Source organism: Noviherbaspirillum phoenicis, from assembly GCF_047237965.1.
GTDB lineage: Bacteria > Pseudomonadota > Gammaproteobacteria > Burkholderiales > Burkholderiaceae_D > Noviherbaspirillum_A.
The window spans coordinates 3,317,166-3,337,278 of sequence record NZ_JBDFLX010000001.1 but is presented as its reverse complement, the minus strand read 5'-3'; the positions used below and the strand labels follow the sequence as shown (position 1 = coordinate 3,337,278).

Below are 20,113 nucleotides of genomic sequence, written 5' to 3'. Positions count from 1 at the left end.
ACTTCAAAAGCCACTGCAACTTCAAAAACAACGGCAACGACAACGGCCACTTCAAAAGCAACTGCAACTGCAACCGTAGCTGCCCCCCCACCCCTACGACGCCGTCTTCTCCAGATGCCGCGCCTGCCGCTGCGGCGCCGCCTTCTTGCCTTCCGGCTCGGCATGCCGCGTCTTGCCGGCGTAGTCGCGCGCCATGGCCATGCGCACTTCCGGCTCCGGCCATCCCTGCAGCACCAGCCAGCGCGTGACCAGGCCAGCCAGCCGGTCCAGCGCGATGCGGTGCGTCGCATCGGTGTTGGCATACAGCCAGTCCGACAGCGCCATGAAACGCTCGAACGGCGCCTCGCCCAGCACCATGTCCAGCGTATGGGCGAAGCGGCCCGAATTGGCGACCAGGTCCCAGTAGCGGGCAAAGCGCACCAGGCGCTGCATGGTGGCGAAGTCGATGCGGTCGTTGGCCAGGATGGTGTACGGCGGATGCGGGTCATACACCATGCCGAAGGCTTCGGTGTGGCGGATGATGGGCGTGCCGCGCAGCCGCTTCAGGATGCCGAACTGGATTTCATGGGGCTTGAGCGCCCACAGCTTGTCGAAGCCGCGCGCAAAGCTCTCCAGGTCCTCGCCCGGCAGGCCGGCGATCAGGTCCACGTGCAGATGTGCTTCCGAATGCTGGCACAGCCAGCGGATGTTCTCGGCCGCCTTCTCGTTGTTCTGGCGCCGGCTTACCAGCGTCTGCACCTCCGGATTGAAGGACTGGATGCCAATCTCGAACTGCAGCGTGCCGGCCGGGAAGCGCAGGATGCTTTCCTTCAGCGCATCCGGCAGATGGTCGGGCACCACTTCGAAGTGGGCATAGACCAGATCATCGGGATGGGCTTCCAGCTTGTCGAGGAAGAACTGCATGATGCGCAGGCTGGTCTTCACATTCAGGTTGAAGGTGCGGTCCACGAACTTGAACAGCCGCGCGCCACGGGCATGCAGGCTTTCCAGCTCGGCCAGGAAGCGCTCCAGCTCGAACGGCCAGGCGGTCTTGTCCAGCGACGACAGGCAGAACTCGCACTTGAACGGGCAGCCGCGCGAGGCTTCCACATACAGCGTGCGGTGCGCGATGTCCTCGTCGGTATAGAGTTCATAGGGCAGCGCGATGTCCGACATCGGCGGCTGCTCGCCCGCATGCACCTTCATCAAGGGCTTGGGCCCGTGCAGCACTTCGCGGCACAGACGTGGAAAGGTAATGTCGCCCCAGCCGGTCACCAGGTAATCGGCCAGCCGCACGATCTCCTGTTCGCCATGCTCATGCGAGACTTCCGGCCCGCCGAGGATGATCACCACTTCCGGCGCGACCCGCTTGAGCAAGGCCACCAGCTTCGTGGTTTCCTCGACGTTCCAGATATAGACGCCGAAACCGATGATGCGCGGCTTGTGCGCCAGCAGCTTTTCCACCAGGTCGGTGGTGCGGGCGCCAATCACGAATTCCTGCAGCGAGGTGACGGACTGCAGCTCGCCCATGTTGGCGAGCAGATAACGCAGGCCCAGCGAAGCGTGGGCGTAGCGGGCGTTGAGGGTGGAAAGCAGTATGGTCATGAAGGCAGGCGCGCGGCGAAACCGCCATTTTACGCGCCTGCCCCGTGGCCTGCCGGCGGCCGGCTATGCCTGCTTGCTCATTTCCTTTTCCTGCAGCGAGCGCCACATCACCTTGCCGGTGGCGGACTTGGGCAGCGCGTCGACGAACTCCACCAGCTTGGGCACCTTGTAGGCCGCCATCTTGGCATGCGCCCATTGCATGATGTCTTCCGCGGTGGCTTCGGCCGCCGGCTTCTTGACGATCACCGCCTTCACGGTTTCGCCGCGGTACGGGTCGCGCGCGGCGATGATGCAGCATTCCTGCACCGCCGGATGCTGGTACATCATCGCCTCCACCTCCGCCGGCCAGACCTTGAAGCCGGACGCATTGATCATGCGCTTCAGGCGGTCGGTAAAGAAGAAGAAGCCGTCCTCGTCCATGTAGCCCAGGTCGCCCGAGCGGAAGAAGCGCTTGCCGTCGATCTCGGTGAATGCCTCGGCGGTCTTGGCCGGGTCGTTCCAGTAGCCCTCGAACACCTGCGGCCCGTTCATGATGATCTCGCCGACCTCGCCCGGCGGCAGCGTGGCCATCGTGGCCGGGTCGACGATGCGGGAATCGACGCCGAACAGCGGAATGCCCAGGCACTGCTGCTTGAGCATTTGCGGCGGATTGGTGTGGGTTGCCGCGATGGTTTCAGACAGCCCATAGCCTTCCATGTACTGCAGGCCGGTCAGGTCCAGCAACTTCTGCGCGATCGCCGCCGGCATCGCCGCGCCGCCGCCGGACACCCGGCGCAGGCTGGAGATGTCGTACTCCGACAGCCGCGGATTGGACAGGAAGTCGATCATCATGGTCGGGATGCTGGTCCAGGCGGTCACGCCATAGCGGGTGATCAGCTGGCCGGCAACGTCGCGGTCCCAGCGCGGCAGCACCACGATGCTGCCGCCGTTGAAGATCGGCGCATTCATGCTGACCTGCATGCCGGTCACATGGAAGAAGGGCAGCACGGCCAGCGTGACCTGGTCCGGCACCGAGGCGATCGACCAGGCGATGCTGGACACGGCCGATGCCATCACCGAGCGGTGCAGATGCACGCAGCCCTTGGGCTTGCCGGTGGTGCCCGAGGTGTAAGGCATCACGGCGAGGTCGGACGGCCCCGCCTGATGTGGCGCCGGCGCGCGCGCAGCCTGCAGCGCATCGTGCCAGGACGCCACGCCTTCGCCTTGCAGCGCGGCGCGCGGCGCTTTGACCCAGTCCGGCACCGCCAGTTCGGTGTGCGCGGGCAGGTAGTCGGAATAGGCGGCCACGATGGCATGCTTCAGCCCGGTGCTGCCGACCAGCGGCGCCAGCCGGGAAAAGATTTCCTGGGAGGTGATGGCAACCTTCGCGCCGCTGTCCTCGACGTAATGACGCAGCTCGTCGGTCATCAGCATCGGGTTGACCGGCACCACCATCGCGTCGGCGCGCAGGATGGCGTAATAGGCGATGATGAATTGCGGGCTGTTCTGCATGTTGAGCAACACCCGGTCGCCGCGCTGGACGCCGCAGTCCTGCTGCAGGTAGCCGGCCAACGCCCGCACCTGGGCATCGAACTCGGCATAGGTCAGCTTGGCGTCGTAGAAGATCAGGGCGGTCTTGCCGGGATAGCGGCGCGCCGAAATTTCCAGGTTGACGTAGAGACTGGTTTCCGGCGGCGTTAGAGTGTAAGGCAGGCCCGCCGGCCAGTGCTTGTAGTGAGTGGTGTTCATTGTCTCGCTCTCTCTTGTCTTAAACAGGCTGCGGAACATTATAGGACGGGGTTGGCAAAACCGCACGTTCGTTCACAAAATTTCATTTATGAAACATTTGCGGGGATTTTCATTGGATCGTGCTTCATTCGTTCGGCTTTTCTCGCTGATGCTGGCGACCGTTGCGTTGCAGGCCACGCCGGCGCTGGCTGCGCTCGACCAGTCGGCCTGCGACCGGCTAAAAGCCAGCCGCGTGCTGCGCGACCAGGCGCCAGTCGGCTGCGACCGGCTGGCCGTGGTGCGCTTTCCCTATATCGATTTTTCCGGCGCCAGGCATGACGACGGCGAAATGATGGTGCTGGACGCCGTGGCGCCGGAAGTCAGCCAGCTGTTCCACGCGCTGTACCGGCGCCGCTTTCCGCTGGCCCGGGTGCGGCTGATCGACCATTACGGCGGTGACGATGACGCGTCCATGCGTGACAACAACACCTCCGCCTTCAACCAGCGCGCGGTCACCGGCGGCGGCCCGCCCTCGCTGCATGCCTATGGCCTGGCCATCGATATCAACCCGGTGCAGAACCCTTTCCTGCAGCCAGGCGATGGCGGCATGGTGCGGGTCAGTCCGCCGGCCGGAACAAGCTACCTGAACCGGCGCGCCGGCCGGCCCGGCATGGCAGAAGACGTGACCGGCCTGTTCGCCGCGGCCGGCTTCACCGTATGGGGCGGCGACTGGGACACGCCACTCGATTACCAGCATTTCCAGTTCAGCCGCGAACTAGCGCAACGGCTGGCCGCATTGCCGGAGCGGGAGGCGCGCCAGCTTTACCTGCAGAAGATCAAGGCATACCGCGGCTGCGTTGGGGAACGCCGCGGCAAGGCAGGCACAACTTGTGCATCTGTTCAAACTCCGTAGCATCGCAGTTATTGTGCACCGCAACATTTAATGCTTGACATGCAAAATCAAACAGTTAGAATGGTCATGTTGCGCTGCACAATAACTGGTTTCATGTTGTAGCAAGTCTTTTTCGCCGATGTGCCAGCGCTGATAACCGCTTCATCCACACGAGGAGAATCACATGTTTCCCAATAACGACCAGATTTCCAACGCAGCCAAAGCCAACTTCGACCAGCAGATCGCTGCCGTCACCGAACTCACCAACAAGGCCTTCGCCAGCATCGCCCAACTGGTGGAATTGAACGTCAATGTCGCCAAGGCATCGCTGGAGCAGTCCACCGCCACCGCGCAGCGCCTCATGGCCGCCAAGGACCCGCAGGAATTCTTTGCCGTCAGCACCCAGAACCCGCCGAGCGCGGAGACCGCGATTGCCTACAGCCGCAACCTGGCCAGCATCGCCTCCAATGCACAGGCCGAGTTCACCCGCGCCGCCGAAGCCCAGATCGCCGAGACCACCCGCAAGGTCACCGCGCTGATCGAGGACATCGCCAAGAACGCGCCGCCGGGATCGGAAAACGCGATCGCCATCCTCAAGACCGCCATCGCCAACGCCAATGCCGCCTACGAGCAGCTGACCAAGACCACCCGCCAGGCAGCCGACACGATGAACGCCAACGCCACCAACGTGGTAAACCAGTTCTCCCAGGCTGCTGAAAAAGCCACCGGCCGCGCGAAGAAGTAATCCGCCCGCCGCGCATTGACAAGGACCGCTTGCGGTCCTTTTTTCTTTGCTCCCTGCAATAGCGTCCATGTAAGCTCATGGCTTATCGATACTGCGGAGTTGCGGGATGCTGATCAATTGCGTCGCCTATCAGAACGGCAAGAAGCTCGGAGATATCCCGGTCGAGGAAATCAGCGATGCCCTCGCCCGGCCGGACTGCTTTGTCTGGGTCGGCATGGCCGATGTCACCGTGGAAGAGCTGGAATGCATGCGCGCGGAATTCAAGCTGCATCCGCTGGCGGTCGAGGATGCGCTGGTCGGGCAGCAGAGGCCAAAGATCGAGGAATACGGCGAATCGCTCTTTGCGGTGATGCGGCCGGTGGAAATCGTCGACGGCGAATTGCAGATCGGCGAACTGGCGGTGTTCGTCGGCCCGAATTATGTGCTGTCGGTGCGCCGCGACAGCAGCCACGGCTTCCATGACGTACGCGCCCGCTGCGAGCGCGAGCCGGAGCTGCTGCGCAACGGCTCGGGCTTCGTGCTGTATGCGCTGATGGACGCGGTGGTGGACCGCTATTTCCCGGTGATGGACGCGATGGAAAACCGCCTGGAAACGATAGAGGAACAGATCTTCGAAAAGGATGCGCAGCGCGCCAACATCGAGCAACTGTATGAATTGAAGCGCGAAGTGCTGCGCTTCCGGCATGCGGTCAATCCGCTGACCGCCACCGCCGGCAAGCTGCATGGCGGCCGGGTGCCGCGCGCGGTGCAGGATTGCGGCGACTACTTCCGCGACGTCTACGACCATCTGCACCGCATCAATATTTCCATCGACGCGATCCGCGACACGATCAACACGGCCATCCAGGTCAACCTGTCGATGGTGGCCATCGACGAGAGCGAGGTCAACAAGCGGCTTGCGGCATGGGCGGCCATCTTCGCGGTCGCCACCGCCTTCGCCGGCATCTGGGGCATGAACTTCGAGCACATGCCCGAGCTGCACTGGAAATACGGCTATCCGACGGCGCTGGCCGCCATGTTGGGCATCTGCCTCTACCTGTACCGGCGCTTTCGCAAGTCGGGCTGGTTATGACGCCGTGCGCGCCACGCCCGTGATCGACAGCGCCACCGCCTCGGCCACCCGGATGCCGTCGATGCCGGCCGACATGATGCCGCCGGCATAGCCCGCGCCCTCGCCGGCCGGGAACAGGCCGCGGGTATTGATGCTCTGCAGGCTGTCGTCATGGCGCCGGATGCGTATCGGCGACGAGGTGCGGGTCTCGACGCCGGTCAGCACCGCGTCGCGCATCGCAAAGCCCTTGATCTGGCGGTCAAACATCGGCAGCGCCTCGCGCATCGCGGCAATCGCGTAGTCGGGCAGCGCGGTCGACAGGTCGCCGAGCTTGACGCCCGGCTTGTAGGACGGCAGCACGGCGCCGAACTGCGTGGACGCCTTTTGCTCCAGAAAGTCGCCGACCAGCTGGCCTGGCGCGCTGTAGTCGCCGCCGCCAAGCTCGAAGGCGCGCGACTCCCAGTGGCGCTGGAAGTCAATGCCGGCCAGCGGATGGCCGGGATAATCGTCGGGCGTAATGCCGACCACGATGCCGGCATTGGCATTGCGCTCGTTGCGTGAATACTGGCTCATGCCGTTGGTCACCACGCGGCCCGGCTCGGAGGTGGCCGCTACCACTGTGCCGCCGGGGCACATGCAGAAGCTGTAGACCGAGCGGCCATTGCCGCTGTGATGCACCAGCTTGTAGTCGGCCGCGCCGAGGATGGGGTTGCCGGCATTCGGGCCGAAGCGGCAGCGGTCTATCAGCGACTGCGGATGCTCGATCCGGAAGCCAATCGAAAACGGCTTGGCTTCCACATGCACGCCGCGGTCGTAGAGCATCTGGAAGGTGTCGCGGGCGCTGTGCCCGACCGCCAGCACGACATGGTCGGCCTCCAGCCGCTCGCCGCTGGACAGATGCAGCGCGCGCATTTGTCCATTGTCGATTTCCATGTCGGTGACCCGGGTCTCGAAACGGACCTCGCCGCCTAGCTCCTCGATGGTGGCGCGCATCAGCTCCACCATCTTCACCAGCCTGAAAGTGCCGATGTGCGGCTTGCTGACATACATGATTTCGGGCGGCGCATCGGCCTTGACGAACTCGGTCAGCACCTTGCGGCCGTAATGCTTGGGGTCCTTCACCTGGGTCCACAGCTTGCCGTCGGAAAAGGTGCCGGCGCCGCCTTCGCCGAACTGCACGTTCGACTCCGGATGCAGCACCCGCTTGCGCCACAGGCCGAAGGTGTCCTTGGTCCGCTCGCGCACCGACTTGCCGCGCTCCAGGATGATGGGCCTGAAACCCATCTGCGCCAGGATCAGGCCGGCAAACAGGCCGCACGGCCCCATGCCGATCACCACCGGCCGCCTGGCCAGGCCGGGCGGCGCCTTGGCCACGTAGCGATAATTGGTGTCCGGCGTGGGCTGCACGGTACGGTCGCCGGCATGGCGCCGCAGCAGCGCGGCTTCATCGCGCACCTCGACATCGACGGTGTAGATCAGCGAAATCGCGCTCTTGCGGCGGGCGTCATAACCACGCCGGAACACATGCAGGCCGAGCAGTGCGTCGTCAGGAATGCCCAGGCGCGCAAGCACCGCTTGCTTTAGTGCAGGTTCGGGATGGTCGAGGGGGAGTTGTACATCGATGAGTCGCAGCATGCGCTTGAATCCGGTGGAAATGCACCGGTTGCGCTACATGCAACCGGTCGGCAGGCCGCTATTTTACCGCAGCAGGGCGGTCGCCTGGACCGCCCGCCGGGTAGATCATGCTTCACATCTCAGGCTTCAGGCATTGCCCTTGGCAGCGCGTACCTGGTTGCGCATGGCCTTGACCTGGTCATGGTTCTTCATCACGCCGCTGTACTGGCGCTCGACGATGGTCTTGATGTTGGCCGGCAGCGCCTTGCCCAGCGCAGTCTCGTAGCTGCGCTTTGCCACGTCCTCGCCGCGCTCGCACTCGTTCAGGATGGCTTCATCGTCCTTGCCGGTCACCAGGCCCTTGATATCGACCCAGCGGCGGTGCAGCGCACCGGCGATGCTGCTGCTGGTTTCCGGATTGCCGCCCAGCGTGCGCACTTCCTGCTGCAGTTCGGCGGCCGCTTCGGCGCAGGACTGGGCGCGGGACGTAAAGAAGGATTTCATCTGCGCATCCTTGATGTCCTCGGCGCAGGTACGGAAGCCCTGTTCGCCATCCTTGCAGGTTTCAATCAGGTCGTTCAATGTCGAGATAACGTCGTCGTTGTTCATGTCGCTTCCTTTCGTTATGGAGAAGTTGCCGGCGCAGGCAACAGTGGTTCATGCCCGCGCCGCAAGCCTGTTAGCTATTTGCAAACACCGTGCCACGAAAAAAAGCGTCATGCCAGAGGCAAAAGAAACGGGCGCCAGAGGCGCCCGGAAGAATGTGCCGGCAAAACGGCAGGAATTACACGTTACTTCGCCGAACTTCCTTCAGCGGTAACGCTTGTCGGTACGGCACTCGTGCGTGGACAGCACCTTGCCCTTGGGATCGACCGTTTCCAGCCGCACATCGAAACCCCAGAGACGCGCCACGTGTTTCAGCACCTCGTCGGTCTGCTGGCTCAATGGCCGGCGCTGGAACTGGGTATGGCGCAAGGTCAGCGAACGGTCGTCGCGGGTGTTGACAGCCCACACCTGGATATTGGGCTCGCGGTTGCCCAGGTTGTACTGCGCGGCAAGCTGCTGGCGCACATAGCGGTAGCCGGCATCGTCGTGGATGGCCGAGATGGTCAGCTTGTCGTCATGGTCATCGTCCAGCACCGAGAAGAAATGGAATTCCCGGATCAGCCGCGGCGACAGGTATTGCGCAATGAAGCTTTCATCCTTGAAGTTGCGCATTGCGAAGTCCAGCGTCTTGCGCCAGTCGCTGCCGGCGATGTCCGGGAACCAGTGTCGGTCCTCGTCATCCGGGTTTTCGCAGATGCGGCGGATGTCGCGCATCATCGCAAAACCCAGCGCATAGGGATTGATGCCGCTGTAGTACGGGCTGTTGATCGGCGGCTGATAGACCACGTTGGTATGGCTTTGCAGGAACTCCATCATGAAGCCGTCGCTCAGTATGCCTTCGTCGTAGAGCTGGTTCAGGATGGTGTAATGCCAGAAAGTGGCCCAGCCTTCGTTCATGACCTGGGTCTGGCGCTGCGGATAGAAATACTGCGAAATCTTGCGGGTGATGCGCACGATCTCGCGCTGCCACGGCTCCAGAAGGGGCGCCGACTTCTCGATGAAATACAGCAGGTTCTCCTGCGGTTCGCTCGGAAAGCGCGCGGCTGGCGTGGCAATCGAGGAATACGACTCTTCACGCCGCGGCAAGGTGCGCCACAGATCGTTGATCTGGCTTTGCAGGTATTGTTCGCGCTCGGCCTGACGGGCGTTTTCTTCGATCATCGACAGCTTGGCTGGCCGCTTGTAACGGTCCACGCCATAGTTTTGCAGCGCATGGCAGGAGTCCAGCAGCAATTCCACTTCCTCGACGCCATGGCGCCGCTCGCACTCGGCAATGTAGTTCTTGGCGAACAGCATGTAGTCGATGATGGCTTCCGCGTCGGTCCAGGTGCGGAACAGGTAATTGCCCTTGAAGAAGGAATTGTGGCCATAGGCCGCATGGGCAATCACCAGCGTCTGCATCATCAGGCTGTTTTCCTCCATCAGGTAGGCGATGCAGGGATTGGAGTTGATGACGATCTCGTAGGCCAGGCCCATCTGGCCGCGCCGGTAGCCTTTTTCCGTCGTCAGGAAATGCTTGCCGAAAGACCAGTGGTTATAGGACACCGGCATGCCGACGGAGGCGTAGGCATCCATCATCTGCTCGGCGGTAATGATCTCGAGCTGGTTCGGGTAAGTGTCGAGGCCGAAATCGGCGGCGACGCGGCGCACTTCCTCATGCGCCTGTTCGATCAGTTCAATAGTCCATTCCGACTGCTCCGGCAGGCGGCGTGCATGGACGGGCTTGTCTATCACTTGGCTCATGGGGCTGCCCTCATTTCGGCTGCTTCTTGAACAACTCGCGGAACACCGGGTAAATATCTGCCGGCGACTCGATTTTCTGCATTGCAAAGTGCGGATGCTGGGTCGCTACCTGCGCATATTCATGCCACAGGTTCTGTGGCGCGCCGTCGGTGATTTCCACATAGGCGTAGTACTGGACCGCCGGCAGGATCGCGCTGCTCAGTATCTGGCGGCAATTGACCGAGTCCTTGTCCCAGTTGTCGCCGTCGGACGCCTGCGCCACATACACATTCCAGTCGCCGCTGGGATAACGCTCGTGCAGGATGCGCTGCAGCAGATGCAATGCGGACGACACTACCGTGCCGCCGGACTCGCGGGAATTGAAGAACTCGTGCTCATCCACCTCGGTGGCGGCGGTATGGTGGCGGATGAAGACCACCTCGATCTTGTCGTAGGCACGTGTCAGGAACAGGTACAGCAGGATGAAGAAACGCTTGGCGGTGTCCTTGCGCTGCTCATCCATTGAACCCGACACATCCATCACGCAGAACATCACTGCCTGGCTGGACGGCTTGGGTGTCTTGACCCGGTTGCTGTAGCGTAAATCGAATGGATCGATGAAGGGAATCGCATTGATCCGGGTTTTCAGGTGCGATATCTCGTGCCGCAGCCTGATCACTTCCGGATGGTCTTCCTCCGCCATCAGCAACAGGTTCTCGAGTTCTTCCTCGGCCCGTGCCAGGCGCCTGCCATGTTTGCCGCCGATCGCAATGCGCCGTCCGAGCGCGCCGCGCAGGGAGCGCAGTACATGGATATTGGCTGGCGTGCCGGAGGTGGTGTAGCCGGCGCGGTGGCTCTTGAACTCCGTAGTGGAAGCCAGCTGCTTCTTGACCATGTTGGGAAGCTCGAGATCCTCGAAGAAGTAATTCATGAATTCTTCGCGGCTCAGCTCAAAGACGAAGTCATCTTGCGTGACTTCCTCGCTATTGCCCGATTTCCCGCCACCGCCGCCGCCACCGCCGCCGCGCGGACGCGCCACTCTGTCGCCCTTTACATACTCCTCGTTGCCCGGATTGACGACTTCCCAGATGCCGCCATGGGAATGGCCAAAATTCGGCTCGTTCACGTCCTTTGCCGGGATGGAAATTTTCTCGCCGCTGGCGATATCGGTAATAGAGCGCCCCTTGATGGCACGCTCCACCGCTTGCTTGATCTGACCTTTGTAGCGCCGCAAAAAGCGTTCGCGGTTGACTGCTGACTTGTTCTTGCTCTGCGTACGCCGATCGATGAGGTAAGTCAATATGGTCTCCTGCTCATGCTACCGAGGCAAACGCGGAACCGTCGCTTCCGGTCTACCACATCATCCGCCCGGCATTGCCGGGTTCCGATGGCGCGCGACGGGCGTCAGCGGAAGATACGTCTGGCCCTACCCCATAAACTAGCAAGAGCAGGGCCAGTCATGCAAGACCCGCGAGCAGGAAAGCCTGCCTGCTTACGAAGACTTCCTTACCCGCAAATACCACTCGCACAGCAGCCGCACCTGCTTGGGCGTATAGCCCTTTGCAACCATGCGCTCGACAAACTCCTTGTGCTTGTGGGCGTCGTCCGCGCTGGCTTTGGCATTGAACGAGATCACTGGCAGGAGTTCCTCGGTATTGGAGAACATCTTCTTCTCGATTACCGTGCGGAATTTCTCATACCCTGTCCATGCCGGGTTCTTGCCATTGTTCTGCGCCCTGGTGCGCAACACGAAGTTGACGATCTCGTTCCGGAAGTCCTTGGGATTGGAAATGCCGGCCGGTTTTTCGATCTTCTCCAACTCGCTGTTGAGCGAGTCGCGGTTGAAGCTCTCGCCAGTGTCGGGGTCGCGGAACTCCTGGTCCTGTATCCAGAAATCGGCGAAGGTCACGTAGCGGTCGAAGATGTTCTGGCCGTACTCGGAATAACTTTCGAGGTAGGCGGTCTGGATCTCCTTGCCGATGAACTCCACGTAACGCTGCGCCAGGTATTCCTTGATGTAGGAATAGTATTTCTGCTCCGTCTCCGGCGGGAACTGCTCGCGGCTGACCGCCTGCTCCAGCACATACAGCAGGTGCACCGGGTTGGCGGCGACCTCGGTGCTGTCGAAGTTGAAGACCTTGGACAGGATCTTGAACGCGAAGCGGGTCGACAGGCCGGTCATGCCTTCGTCCACGCCGGCATAGTCGGCATATTCGGTGCGCGACTTGGCCTTGGGATCGGTGTCCTTCAGGTTCTCGCCGTCATAGACCTGCATCTTGCTGAAGATGCTGGAGTTTTCCGGCTCCTTCAGGCGCGACAGCACCGCGAACTGCGCCATCATCTTCAGCGTGCCGGGGGCGCAGGGCGCATCGGCCAGCGAGGAGTTGCGCACCAGCTTGTCGTAGATCTTGATCTCGTCTGTCACGCGCAGGCAGTACGGCACCTTGACGATATAGATCCGGTCCAGGAACGCTTCATTGTTCTTGTTGTTCTTGAAGGCCTTCCACTCCGATTCATTGGAGTGGGCCAGCACGACGCCGTCGAACGGTATCGCGCCAAAGCCTTCGGTGCCCTTGTAGTTGCCTTCCTGAGTGGCAGTCAGCAGCGGATGCAGCACCTTGATCGGGGCCTTGAACATCTCGACGAATTCCAGCAAGCCCTGGTTGGCCAGGCACAGGCCGCCGGAGTAGCTGTAGGCATCCGGATCATCCTGCGAATAGTCTTCCAGCTTGCGGATGTCGACCTTGCCGACCAGGGACGAGATGTCCTGGTTGTTCTCGTCGCCCGGCTCGGTCTTGGCCACGGCCACCTGCCGCAGCACCGAGGGATAGCGGCGCACGATGCGGAAGCGGTTGATGTCGCCGTTGAACTCGTGCAGGCGCTTGACGGCCCAGGGACTGGGGATGGAACGCAGATAGCGGCGCGGGATGCCGTAATCCTCTTCCAGGATCACGCCGTCTTCCTGTTCATTGAACAGGCCGAGCGGCGATTCATTGACGGGGGAACCCTTGATGCAGTAGAACGGAACGCTCTCCATCAGGGACTTGAGCTTTTCGGCGATCGACGACTTGCCGCCGCCAACCGGGCCCAGCAGATACAGGATCTGCTTGCGTTCTTCCAGGCCTTGCGCCGCATGGCGGAAGTAGGAAACGACCTGCTCGATGACTTCCTCGGTGCCGTAGAACTCGCGAAACGCGGGGTAAATCTTGATGACCTTGTTGGCGAAGATGCGGGACAGCCGTGGGTCATGCCGGGTGTCCAGGAGTTCCGGCTCGCCTATGGCTGCCAGCATCCTTTCAGCCGCGGTGGCGTAAGCCATGCGGTCGCGCTTGCAAAGATCCAGATACTCCTGGACCGACATCTCTTCCTCACGGGTCCTTTCATATCGTGCCGCATAGTTCTCAAAGATTTTCATTTGCATGGTTCCTTTGAAGTGAATCTATCGTCAGCTAACGCTTGTGCAGAAGCTGGCTTTCTGCCCCGCAATTCAATAATACGCGTTCTTTCTTTTGTCAGCATTGGCCCTGTCGGAAAACTTGATCTATTTCCAGAGCCACGCCGTGCATCCGACGCGCATGAGTCCACCACTGCGAAGTGCCGCGCGCGCCCTTGGCACCGCGATGAAAACCGGATTCATATTTGCATATTATCCGAATCATTGCATCAAGCATTGATGCTCTCGTCTCCGTCCGGATCATCGGTTACGGCGAACGCAAACATGATGCGCTCATGTCGTTTTTCACGCCTGTTCTCGAAGGCACGCCGGGTTATCATCGCGACGTATTACAACAAGGCCGGGACAGAAAATTTATCATGGCATTTCCGTATCTGTTGCATCCCGTCTGAAACTTTGTCTTACAATTTTTCCTGTCGCAGTCATCCTCCTTTCAACCCGTCCCTGACACTATCAACAAGCCAAGTTCAATGACCCGATCCAAGCCTGCCGCCGTGCCTGTCCCGGAACCGATCCCTTCCATCGTCGTGCGCCATTCCAAGATCCATGGCAACGGCGTATTCGCCAGACGCAAGATCCCTGCCGGCACGCTGGTGTCGGAATATATCGGCGAAATCATCACCGAGAAGGAGGCGGAGAAGCGCACCGGGCTGGACCCGGAAAATCCTTACCACACGTTTTTCTTCGCCCTCGGCAATGGCAAGATGATCGACGGCGCCAGCGGCGGCAATGATGTCCGCTGGATCAATCACAGCTGCGCGCCGAACTGCGAGGCGCGCGAGGACAACAACCGCATCTTCATCTACACCTTGCGCGACATCGAGCGCGGCGAGGAACTGAACTACGACTACGGCCTGGTGCTGGAAGGCCGCCATACGCCGGCCGTGAAGCGCGCCTACCAGTGCCTGTGCGGCCAGCCGAACTGCCGCCAGACCATGCTCGCGCCCAAGCGCGGCCGGCGCCCTGCAGCCTGATGCAGCAGGCAAGCAGTATTCAGCGGCAACATAACTGATATCGCAAATCGGAATTGGCGGCCAGGACGCAGGCTTTCTATACTTCGCCCTGTCTCCTCTATGTCTCCTCATTTGATATAGATTCAGCCCGCTCCCAGAGCGGGCTTTTTTTTGTCCGCCGCCCGCGCATGGCGGCCTGCTAAACTGCCGTCCCGGCCATCTCTACTGACGCAACAAGGAACAGGCACGTGCAAGACAGTCATTACGGCGACGCGCCCAAGCGGGTCGTCATCATCGGCGGCGGGCCGGCGGGCCTGATGGCGGCCGAAACGCTGGCAGCGGCCGGCGTCGAGGTCGATCTCTACGACGCCATGCCATCGGTCGGCCGCAAATTCCTGCTGGCCGGCCGCGGCGGGCTGAACCTGACCCACTCCGAGCCGGCGGAACGTTTTCTGGGCCGCTATGGCAGCCGCCAGATGCACATAGCGCCGCTTCTGGCCGGCTTCGACGCCGATGCATTGCGCGCCTGGTCGCATGGCCTGGGCGTCGACACCTTCGTCGGCACGTCGGGCCGGGTCTTCCCCACGGAAATGAAGGCTGCACCTTTATTGCGCGCCTGGCTGCACCGCTTGCGTGCGGCCGGCGTCCGTTTTCATATGCGGCATCGCTGGCTGGGCTGGGAAGACGGCGCACTGCGCTTTGCCACCGCCGATGGCGAGATACGGGTACGTGCCGGCGCGACGCTGCTTGCGCTGGGCGGGGCCAGCTGGAAGCGGCTGGGGTCGGACGGCGCCTGGCTGCCCTGGCTGCAGGCGGCCGGCGTCGAGGTGGCGCCGCTGCTGCCTGCCAACTGCGGTTTCGACGTGCGCTGGAGCGGCCATTTCCGCGAGCGTTTCGCCGGGCAGCCGGTCAAGTCGGTCACGGCGACATGCCTGCTGGCCGATGGCGCCGCGCTGACAAGGCCCGGCGAATTCGTGGTCACCGAAAGCGGCGTGGAAGGCAGCCTGGTCTATGCCCTGTCGGCGCCGCTGCGTGAGGCCCTGATCGCGGACGGCAGCGCGCTGCTGCGCCTGGATCTGGCGCCCGGCAAAAGCCTGGAGCGGCTGACGGCGGAGCTGCAGCATCCGCGCGGATCGCGCTCGCTGGCCAGCCACTTGCAAAGCCGGGCCGGCGTCACCGGCGTCAAGGCGGGCCTGCTGCGTGAAGTGCTAGACCGGGAACAGATGAACGACATGCGCCAGGTGGCATCGGCCATCAAGTCGCTGCCATTGCGGCTGGTGGCGACGCGGCCCATCGATGAAGCCATCAGCAGCGCCGGCGGGGTGTGCTTTGACGCGCTGGACGACAGGCTGATGCTGCGCCGCCTGCCGGGCGTGTTCTGTGCTGGGGAAATGCTGGACTGGGAAGCGCCCACCGGCGGCTATCTGCTGACGGCCTGCATGGCCAGCGGCAGGAGCGCGGCGCAGGGCATGCTGCGCTGGATGGGTGAAGGGCGGTCGTGATGGCAGGCGGCGCCAGGACATTCGCGGTGACCATCAATCCGCAGGGCTGGCGCTTCGACGCCGCCGACAGCCAGCCATTGCTGCGCTCGGCCGAGGCGGCCGGCATCAGGCTCCCGAGTTCCTGCCGCAACGGCACCTGCCGCGCCTGCATCTGCCGGATGACCGCGGGCCAGGTGCACTACCGCATCGAATGGCCCGGCCTGTCAGTTGATGAGAAGCGCGAAGGCTACATCCTGCCCTGCGTGGCTTATCCCGACGCCGACATCACGCTGGAGAACAGGGCGGCGAAGCGCGGCTGATCAGCCTTTCCAGGTGCGCTGCAGGCCGGTATCGGCATGGATCCAGCCGCCGCGGGCGTCGCTGCGGTAATAAAAGCCCACGCCGCCCTGCCGGAAGCTGCGCACCAGCCCGCCCAGCACGACCGCATCCAGATGCGGCACCCGGATGTCCGCCGCCTTGCCATCCATGTGCAGCGATTTGCGCGCCGCCGGCACGCCCTGCTCGCGCAGCCGCTGATTCGATTCGGGCGTACGGTAGCCCGACAGGATTTCCAGCGGCGCCGTGATGCCGTAGCGGGCCACGAAGGCCTGCGTGCCCCACAGGGTTTCCAGCAGGTTGGGATCCATCGGCGTGGTCTTGCCGCCGCCGTTGACATCGCGCAGCAGATGGCACAGCTGCTGGTAGGCGGAATCGATCACCTCGCCATCTTTCCAGTACAGCAGTCTGGCGCGCTCGCCGCTGGCCGGGCGCACCACCTCGATCACCCTGGGCTTGACCCAGAATTCCATGTCGAGCACTTCGGCGTCGAAGATATCCGGCGGCGGCTGCATGGCCGATGCGGGAGTGGACAGGCCGGCGTCGGCAAACAGGCCGCCGGCGGTGAGGAACAGGCTTTTCTTGATGAAGGAACGGCGCGAAGTCATGACGGTGGTTCGGTGATTCGGTTGTACGGACGGAGCGCGAAATCTTACCCGAGCAACGCCCGGGCCTGCGGGAAATTTACAATTCAGATGCCGGCGCCACCACGTTTTCGACGCTGGCATTGGCCACTGCCATGCCGCCAAGGATGAAATTGCCGCTGCCGCCGCCCCAGTCCGGGCGCATGCGCAGCGCAATGTCCAGCGCCGGAACATGGTCGGGGTCGTTCTCGTGGTAACCGAGCAGGAAGATCAGGATTTCGGCATGCCCGGGCGTGGAATACCGCTGGAAACGCCCTTCCACCTGTACTTCGTCCTGGCCATCCGCGGCCCGGATGCTGCAGCGGCCGGACAGCCTCTGTTCAGGCAGGCTGCCCAGTTCCAGGTTCAGCACGGGCGCCGAGGGCATGGCGCTCTGGATTGTGAAAGTCAGGGCTTGCATTTAGCCTCCATCGAAAGGAATGGAGACTCAGATGCAGCGCCACCGCATTGGTTCGCAACGCGGCGGTCTTTTTGCGATGCGTCAGTCCTCGCGCGCCAGCGCCAGGAATTCGGTGCGCATGCCGAGGTTGGGCTGCAATTCACCCAGCATCGAGGAAGTGACGGTTTCTTCGCCGGGCGAGCGGATGCCGCGGCTTTCCATGCACATGTGGCGGCAGCGCAGCACCACGCCAACCGCCTTGGGTTCCAGGTGCGTCATCAACGCGTTGGCGATCTGTATTGTCAGCCGTTCCTGTACCTGCAGGCGCTTGGCGAAGCAATCGACCAGGCGGGTCAGCTTGGACAGGCCGACGATCTTCCCGTTGGGCACATAGCCGATGATGGCCTTGCCGAAGAACGGCGCCAGATGATGCTCGCAATGGCTGTAGACCGGGATATTGCGCACCACGATCAGCTCGTTGTATTCCTCGGCGCCGTCGTCGAATGCCTTGAGCAGTTCGGCCGGGTCCTGGCCATAGCCGGAGGTCCAGTGTTTCCAGGCCTTGGCGACACGCGTCGGCGTGTCCGCCAGACCGGAGCGATCGGGATCTTCACCGAGACTGACCAGAAAACGGCGCCAGTCCTGTTCAGTAAATGCCTGTTCCGACATGGGAAATTCCTTCGAGCGCGCCTGCGCTCCACTTGAGTTATGAAAATGGGCGGCGCGTCGGGATAAGCGCGCCGCTGGAAAGGCGCACATCCTAACTCAAATCGGGATATTTTTTGGATTCGCGGAAAGTAAAAGCGGAGGCGTCGGTCCGGCGCCTTGCCTGGCGCCGGACCGGCCTGGCTGGCGTTGCCACGGCGGCTGCCGCTGCGCCAGCAGGGAAGTGCAGACGATCAGAGACGCGCGTCGGTGGCGGCCTTGCCGGCTTTCTTGGAAGTCCGGGCGGGAGCCGGCGCCGGCGCCATCGCTTCGGCGCCGTCGCGCGACTGCTTCATCGCCGCGATTTGCTGGCCCAGCGCTTCCAGGTCCATCTTGGCCTTGCGGGCCTTTTTGAACATTTCCTCTTCCTCTTCCTGTACGTGATGGTCGATGTATTCGCCCAGCACCGACACCCTGGCGTCCCACAGCGGGTCGGACGGGTCGCCGCTTTCGATCTGGGCGATCAGGTCCTTGGCGCTGGCATGTTCCACCTCGGCTTCGTTGAGCATGTCGTCGTCATCGATCGCTTCACGCGTGGCGGGATAGAAGATCTGTTCCTCGACCTCGGCATGCAGCGTCAGTTCGGCGCAGATCTGCTGCGCCAGCGCCTGCTTGTCGGCGGACGTGCCGTCCTCTTTCATCTTGTCGAATTGCTTAAACATCTTCTTGACGCGCTTGTGGTCCGCCGTCAGAAGGGCGATGGCGTCGGTTCTGGAAACCTTGGCGACCTTCTTGGCAGCAGTTTTCTTCGCAGCGGTTTTCTTGGCAGCGGTCTTCTTTGCGGCAGGCATGGCAATCTCCATTCAGGTTTTAACGGTACGCCGTCACCGGGCGCTTCATGAGCAAAACCTGACGGCCGGAAGGCGCGTCAGGTCAGGATAATCAGGGTATTGCTTGTTGCTGTGCTTAACGCACCGAACCGCGGCGGAACAGATTGACAATCATCAGCAGGACGATCGCGCCGAGGAAGGAAATAAACAGCGAAGACAGGCTGAAATCATTCTGGTTGATGGTGCCGGTACCAAACATCGGAGCAAGCAGGAAGCCACCCAGCATGGCGCCTATGATGCCGACGACGATGTTAAGGAACATGCCTTGTTGTGCGTCGGTACGCATGACGATGCTTGCGAGCCAACCGATGATGCCGCCTACGACGAGCCAGATAATGAAGTTCATGATTTCCTCCTGAGTGGTTAGTGACATAAGGGCTTATGTCCATGGAACGCAGATTAACAGCGGCCATGAGGCGCTCATATAGGACAGAAGCGCTATGTACTGTAGGAAAACGTGAATAAATGACATCCTTTTTTCCTGCATTGTTTTAGCCTGTCATGACTCAATCCCTTACCTTGACCGGATGGCTTGCGCCTGCATAACAAACGGTGGGTCGCCCTGGTTGCCGCGAAACTTTGCATGCCGGCCCGCAGTCATTGAAGAACACCGAGGAGAACAGGGAAATGGCACCAGAGAACGAGCAGAAATGGCCGAGCAATCTGTGGATCATCCGTCATGGCCAGAGCGCCGGCAACGTGGCGCGCGACGCGGCCGAAGCGGCAGGGCTGCCGCTGATCGACATCGCCGAGCGTGATGTCGATGTGCCCTTGTCCGATCTCGGCGAGCAGCAGGCGACCGCGGTTGGCCTGTGGTTCGCCTCGCTGCCCCAAGACCAGCGGCCCACCGTGATCCTGACCTCGCCCTATTCACGGGCCAGGGCGACTGCGCGGCGCATCCTGGAGCACAGCGGCATCGACCCGGATGACGTGTCCTTTGTCGCCGACGAGCGACTGCGGGAAAAGGAATTCGGCATCCTTGACCGGCTGACCCGGCACGGCATCGTGCAGAAGTACCCGGAACTGGGCGAGCAGCGCGCCCATGTCGGCAAGTTCTACTTCCGGCCGCCCGGCGGCGAAAGCTGGTGCGACGTGATCCTGCGGCTGCGCAGCGTGCTCGACACCATCGTGCGCGAACACCGCAGCGAAAACGTGGTCGTGGTAGGCCATCAGGTGATCGTCAACTGCTTCCGCTATCTGCTGGAACGGATGGACGAGCAGACCATCCTGGACATCGACCGCATGGCCGACGTGCCCAATTGCTCCATCACTTCCTATGCATTCGACCGCACGCTGGGACGCAAGGGCAAGCTGGCCCCGCGCCTGGTGAACTTCGTCGTGCCCCTGCAGGAAGCCGGCGCCCCCGTTACCAGCGAGCCGGACGTGCCGGCCGCGCCAAAATCCTGAGGC

20 protein-coding genes are annotated in these 20,113 nt (G+C 62.2%); 8 read left to right on the top strand and 12 right to left on the bottom strand.

The genetic code is table 11. The features are described 5' to 3' along the window. Positions 1-93 precede the first annotated feature (93 nt). A complete protein-coding gene (locus ABC383_RS15020) occupies positions 94-1,584 on the bottom strand; it encodes a B12-binding domain-containing radical SAM protein (RefSeq protein WP_413014896.1) in 1,491 nt (496 codons plus the stop codon). Between the two features lie 63 nt (positions 1,585-1,647). Further along, positions 1,648-3,312 (bottom strand): long-chain fatty acid--CoA ligase, encoded by a 1,665-nt coding sequence (locus tag ABC383_RS15015; RefSeq protein WP_413014895.1) that lies wholly within the window; start codon positions 3,310-3,312, stop codon positions 1,648-1,650. Positions 3,313-3,460: 148 nt separating this feature from the next. Here ABC383_RS15015 and ABC383_RS15010 point away from each other — a divergent pair, with 148 nt between their 5' ends. From ABC383_RS15010 to corA, 3 genes are all read left to right on the top strand, one after another. Beyond that, the gene (locus ABC383_RS15010; protein WP_413014894.1) at positions 3,461-4,204 is read left to right on the top strand and encodes a M15 family metallopeptidase; all 744 of its coding nucleotides are present in this window, start codon (positions 3,461-3,463) and stop codon (positions 4,202-4,204) included. 163 nt (positions 4,205-4,367) lie between these two features. Further along, entirely contained in the window at positions 4,368-4,928 is a 561-nt protein-coding gene (gene phaP / locus ABC383_RS15005) for a TIGR01841 family phasin (protein WP_413014893.1), read from the top strand. Positions 4,929-5,034: 106 nt separating this feature from the next. Then, positions 5,035-6,000: a magnesium/cobalt transporter CorA gene (gene corA, locus ABC383_RS15000; RefSeq protein WP_413014892.1), complete on the top strand. Its 966-nt coding sequence runs from the start codon at positions 5,035-5,037 to the stop codon at positions 5,998-6,000. Here corA and ABC383_RS14995 read toward each other — a convergent pair. The 5 genes from ABC383_RS14995 to ABC383_RS14975 all read right to left on the bottom strand — a co-directional run bounded on the left by ABC383_RS14995 (position 5,995) and on the right by ABC383_RS14975 (position 13,336). After that, positions 5,995-7,614, bottom strand: a complete 1,620-nt coding sequence (locus tag ABC383_RS14995) for an NAD(P)/FAD-dependent oxidoreductase (RefSeq protein ID WP_413014891.1) — start codon at positions 7,612-7,614, stop codon at positions 5,995-5,997. The genes corA and ABC383_RS14995 overlap by 6 nt on opposite strands. Before the next feature lie 126 nt (positions 7,615-7,740). Then, positions 7,741-8,202, bottom strand: coding sequence for a PA2169 family four-helix-bundle protein (locus ABC383_RS14990; protein ID WP_413014890.1), 462 nt, complete (start codon positions 8,200-8,202; stop codon positions 7,741-7,743). 201 nt (positions 8,203-8,403) lie between these two features. Next, positions 8,404-9,942 (bottom strand): SpoVR family protein, encoded by a 1,539-nt coding sequence (locus ABC383_RS14985; RefSeq protein ID WP_413014889.1) that lies wholly within the window; start codon positions 9,940-9,942, stop codon positions 8,404-8,406. Positions 9,943-9,952: 10 nt separating this feature from the next. Then, on the bottom strand, positions 9,953-11,221 hold the full coding sequence (locus tag ABC383_RS14980) for a YeaH/YhbH family protein (protein ID WP_413014888.1): 1,269 nt from the start codon (positions 11,219-11,221) through the stop codon (positions 9,953-9,955). Between the two features lie 192 nt (positions 11,222-11,413). After that, positions 11,414-13,336 (bottom strand): PrkA family serine protein kinase, encoded by a 1,923-nt coding sequence (locus ABC383_RS14975; protein WP_194715157.1) that lies wholly within the window; start codon positions 13,334-13,336, stop codon positions 11,414-11,416. 224 nt (positions 13,337-13,560) lie between these two features. On the opposite strand from ABC383_RS14975, the gene ABC383_RS14970 reads away from it, so the two are divergent. From ABC383_RS14970 to ABC383_RS14955, 4 genes are all read left to right on the top strand, one after another. Continuing rightward, positions 13,561-13,767 (top strand): hypothetical protein, encoded by a 207-nt coding sequence (locus tag ABC383_RS14970; protein WP_413014887.1) that lies wholly within the window; start codon positions 13,561-13,563, stop codon positions 13,765-13,767. A 78-nt stretch (positions 13,768-13,845) separates the two neighbouring features. Further along, entirely contained in the window at positions 13,846-14,349 is a 504-nt protein-coding gene (locus tag ABC383_RS14965) for an SET domain-containing protein (protein WP_413014886.1), read from the top strand. A gap of 227 nt (positions 14,350-14,576) precedes the next feature. Further along, positions 14,577-15,830: a TIGR03862 family flavoprotein gene (locus ABC383_RS14960; RefSeq protein ID WP_413014885.1), complete on the top strand. Its 1,254-nt coding sequence runs from the start codon at positions 14,577-14,579 to the stop codon at positions 15,828-15,830. Next, positions 15,830-16,129, top strand: a complete 300-nt coding sequence (locus ABC383_RS14955; RefSeq protein WP_413016378.1) for a 2Fe-2S iron-sulfur cluster-binding protein — start codon at positions 15,830-15,832, stop codon at positions 16,127-16,129. The genes ABC383_RS14960 and ABC383_RS14955 overlap by 1 nt, the downstream gene beginning before the upstream one ends. Here ABC383_RS14955 and ABC383_RS14950 read toward each other — a convergent pair whose 3' ends face one another. From ABC383_RS14950 to ABC383_RS14930, 5 genes are all read right to left on the bottom strand, one after another. Next, a complete protein-coding gene (locus ABC383_RS14950) occupies positions 16,130-16,753 on the bottom strand; it encodes a YcbK family protein (protein WP_413014884.1) in 624 nt (207 codons plus the stop codon). Positions 16,754-16,829: 76 nt separating this feature from the next. Beyond that, on the bottom strand, positions 16,830-17,189 hold the full coding sequence (locus ABC383_RS14945) for a DUF1842 domain-containing protein (protein WP_413014883.1): 360 nt from the start codon (positions 17,187-17,189) through the stop codon (positions 16,830-16,832). 81 nt (positions 17,190-17,270) lie between these two features. Continuing rightward, a complete protein-coding gene (gene folE, locus ABC383_RS14940; RefSeq protein WP_413014882.1) occupies positions 17,271-17,837 on the bottom strand; it encodes a GTP cyclohydrolase I FolE in 567 nt (188 codons plus the stop codon). Between the two features lie 230 nt (positions 17,838-18,067). Continuing rightward, the gene (locus ABC383_RS14935; RefSeq protein WP_413014881.1) at positions 18,068-18,664 is read right to left on the bottom strand and encodes a hemerythrin domain-containing protein; all 597 of its coding nucleotides are present in this window, start codon (positions 18,662-18,664) and stop codon (positions 18,068-18,070) included. Between the two features lie 115 nt (positions 18,665-18,779). Then, positions 18,780-19,049, bottom strand: a complete 270-nt coding sequence (locus ABC383_RS14930) for a GlsB/YeaQ/YmgE family stress response membrane protein (protein ID WP_194715149.1) — start codon at positions 19,047-19,049, stop codon at positions 18,780-18,782. Between the two features lie 281 nt (positions 19,050-19,330). Here ABC383_RS14930 and ABC383_RS14925 point away from each other — a divergent pair, with 281 nt between their 5' ends. Further along, entirely contained in the window at positions 19,331-20,110 is a 780-nt protein-coding gene (locus ABC383_RS14925) for a histidine phosphatase family protein (RefSeq protein WP_413014880.1), read from the top strand. Positions 20,111-20,113 lie beyond the last annotated feature (3 nt).

Coding starts and splice junctions, on each gene's coding strand:
- ABC383_RS14950 (WP_413014884.1), bottom strand. CDS start 16,753: ATGACTTCGCGCCGTTCCTTCATCAAGAAAAGCCTGTTCCTCACCGCC.
- ABC383_RS14995 (WP_413014891.1), bottom strand. CDS start 7,614: ATGCTGCGACTCATCGATGTACAACTCCCCCTCGACCATCCCGAACCT.
- ABC383_RS14965 (WP_413014886.1), top strand. CDS start 13,846: ATGACCCGATCCAAGCCTGCCGCCGTGCCTGTCCCGGAACCGATCCCT.
- ABC383_RS14955 (WP_413016378.1), top strand. CDS start 15,830: ATGGCAGGCGGCGCCAGGACATTCGCGGTGACCATCAATCCGCAGGGC.
- ABC383_RS15015 (WP_413014895.1), bottom strand. CDS start 3,312: ATGAACACCACTCACTACAAGCACTGGCCGGCGGGCCTGCCTTACACT.
- ABC383_RS14945 (WP_413014883.1), bottom strand. CDS start 17,189: ATGCAAGCCCTGACTTTCACAATCCAGAGCGCCATGCCCTCGGCGCCC.
- ABC383_RS14930 (WP_194715149.1), bottom strand. CDS start 19,049: ATGAACTTCATTATCTGGCTCGTCGTAGGCGGCATCATCGGTTGGCTC.
- phaP (WP_413014893.1), top strand. CDS start 4,368: ATGTTTCCCAATAACGACCAGATTTCCAACGCAGCCAAAGCCAACTTC.
- corA (WP_413014892.1), top strand. CDS start 5,035: ATGCTGATCAATTGCGTCGCCTATCAGAACGGCAAGAAGCTCGGAGAT.
- ABC383_RS15010 (WP_413014894.1), top strand. CDS start 3,461: ATGCTGGCGACCGTTGCGTTGCAGGCCACGCCGGCGCTGGCTGCGCTC.
- ABC383_RS15020 (WP_413014896.1), bottom strand. CDS start 1,584: ATGACCATACTGCTTTCCACCCTCAACGCCCGCTACGCCCACGCTTCG.
- folE (WP_413014882.1), bottom strand. CDS start 17,837: ATGTCGGAACAGGCATTTACTGAACAGGACTGGCGCCGTTTTCTGGTC.
- ABC383_RS14925 (WP_413014880.1), top strand. CDS start 19,331: ATGGCACCAGAGAACGAGCAGAAATGGCCGAGCAATCTGTGGATCATC.
- ABC383_RS14990 (WP_413014890.1), bottom strand. CDS start 8,202: ATGAACAACGACGACGTTATCTCGACATTGAACGACCTGATTGAAACC.
- ABC383_RS14985 (WP_413014889.1), bottom strand. CDS start 9,942: ATGAGCCAAGTGATAGACAAGCCCGTCCATGCACGCCGCCTGCCGGAG.
- ABC383_RS14975 (WP_194715157.1), bottom strand. CDS start 13,336: ATGAAAATCTTTGAGAACTATGCGGCACGATATGAAAGGACCCGTGAG.
- ABC383_RS14935 (WP_413014881.1), bottom strand. CDS start 18,664: ATGCCTGCCGCAAAGAAGACCGCTGCCAAGAAAACCGCTGCGAAGAAA.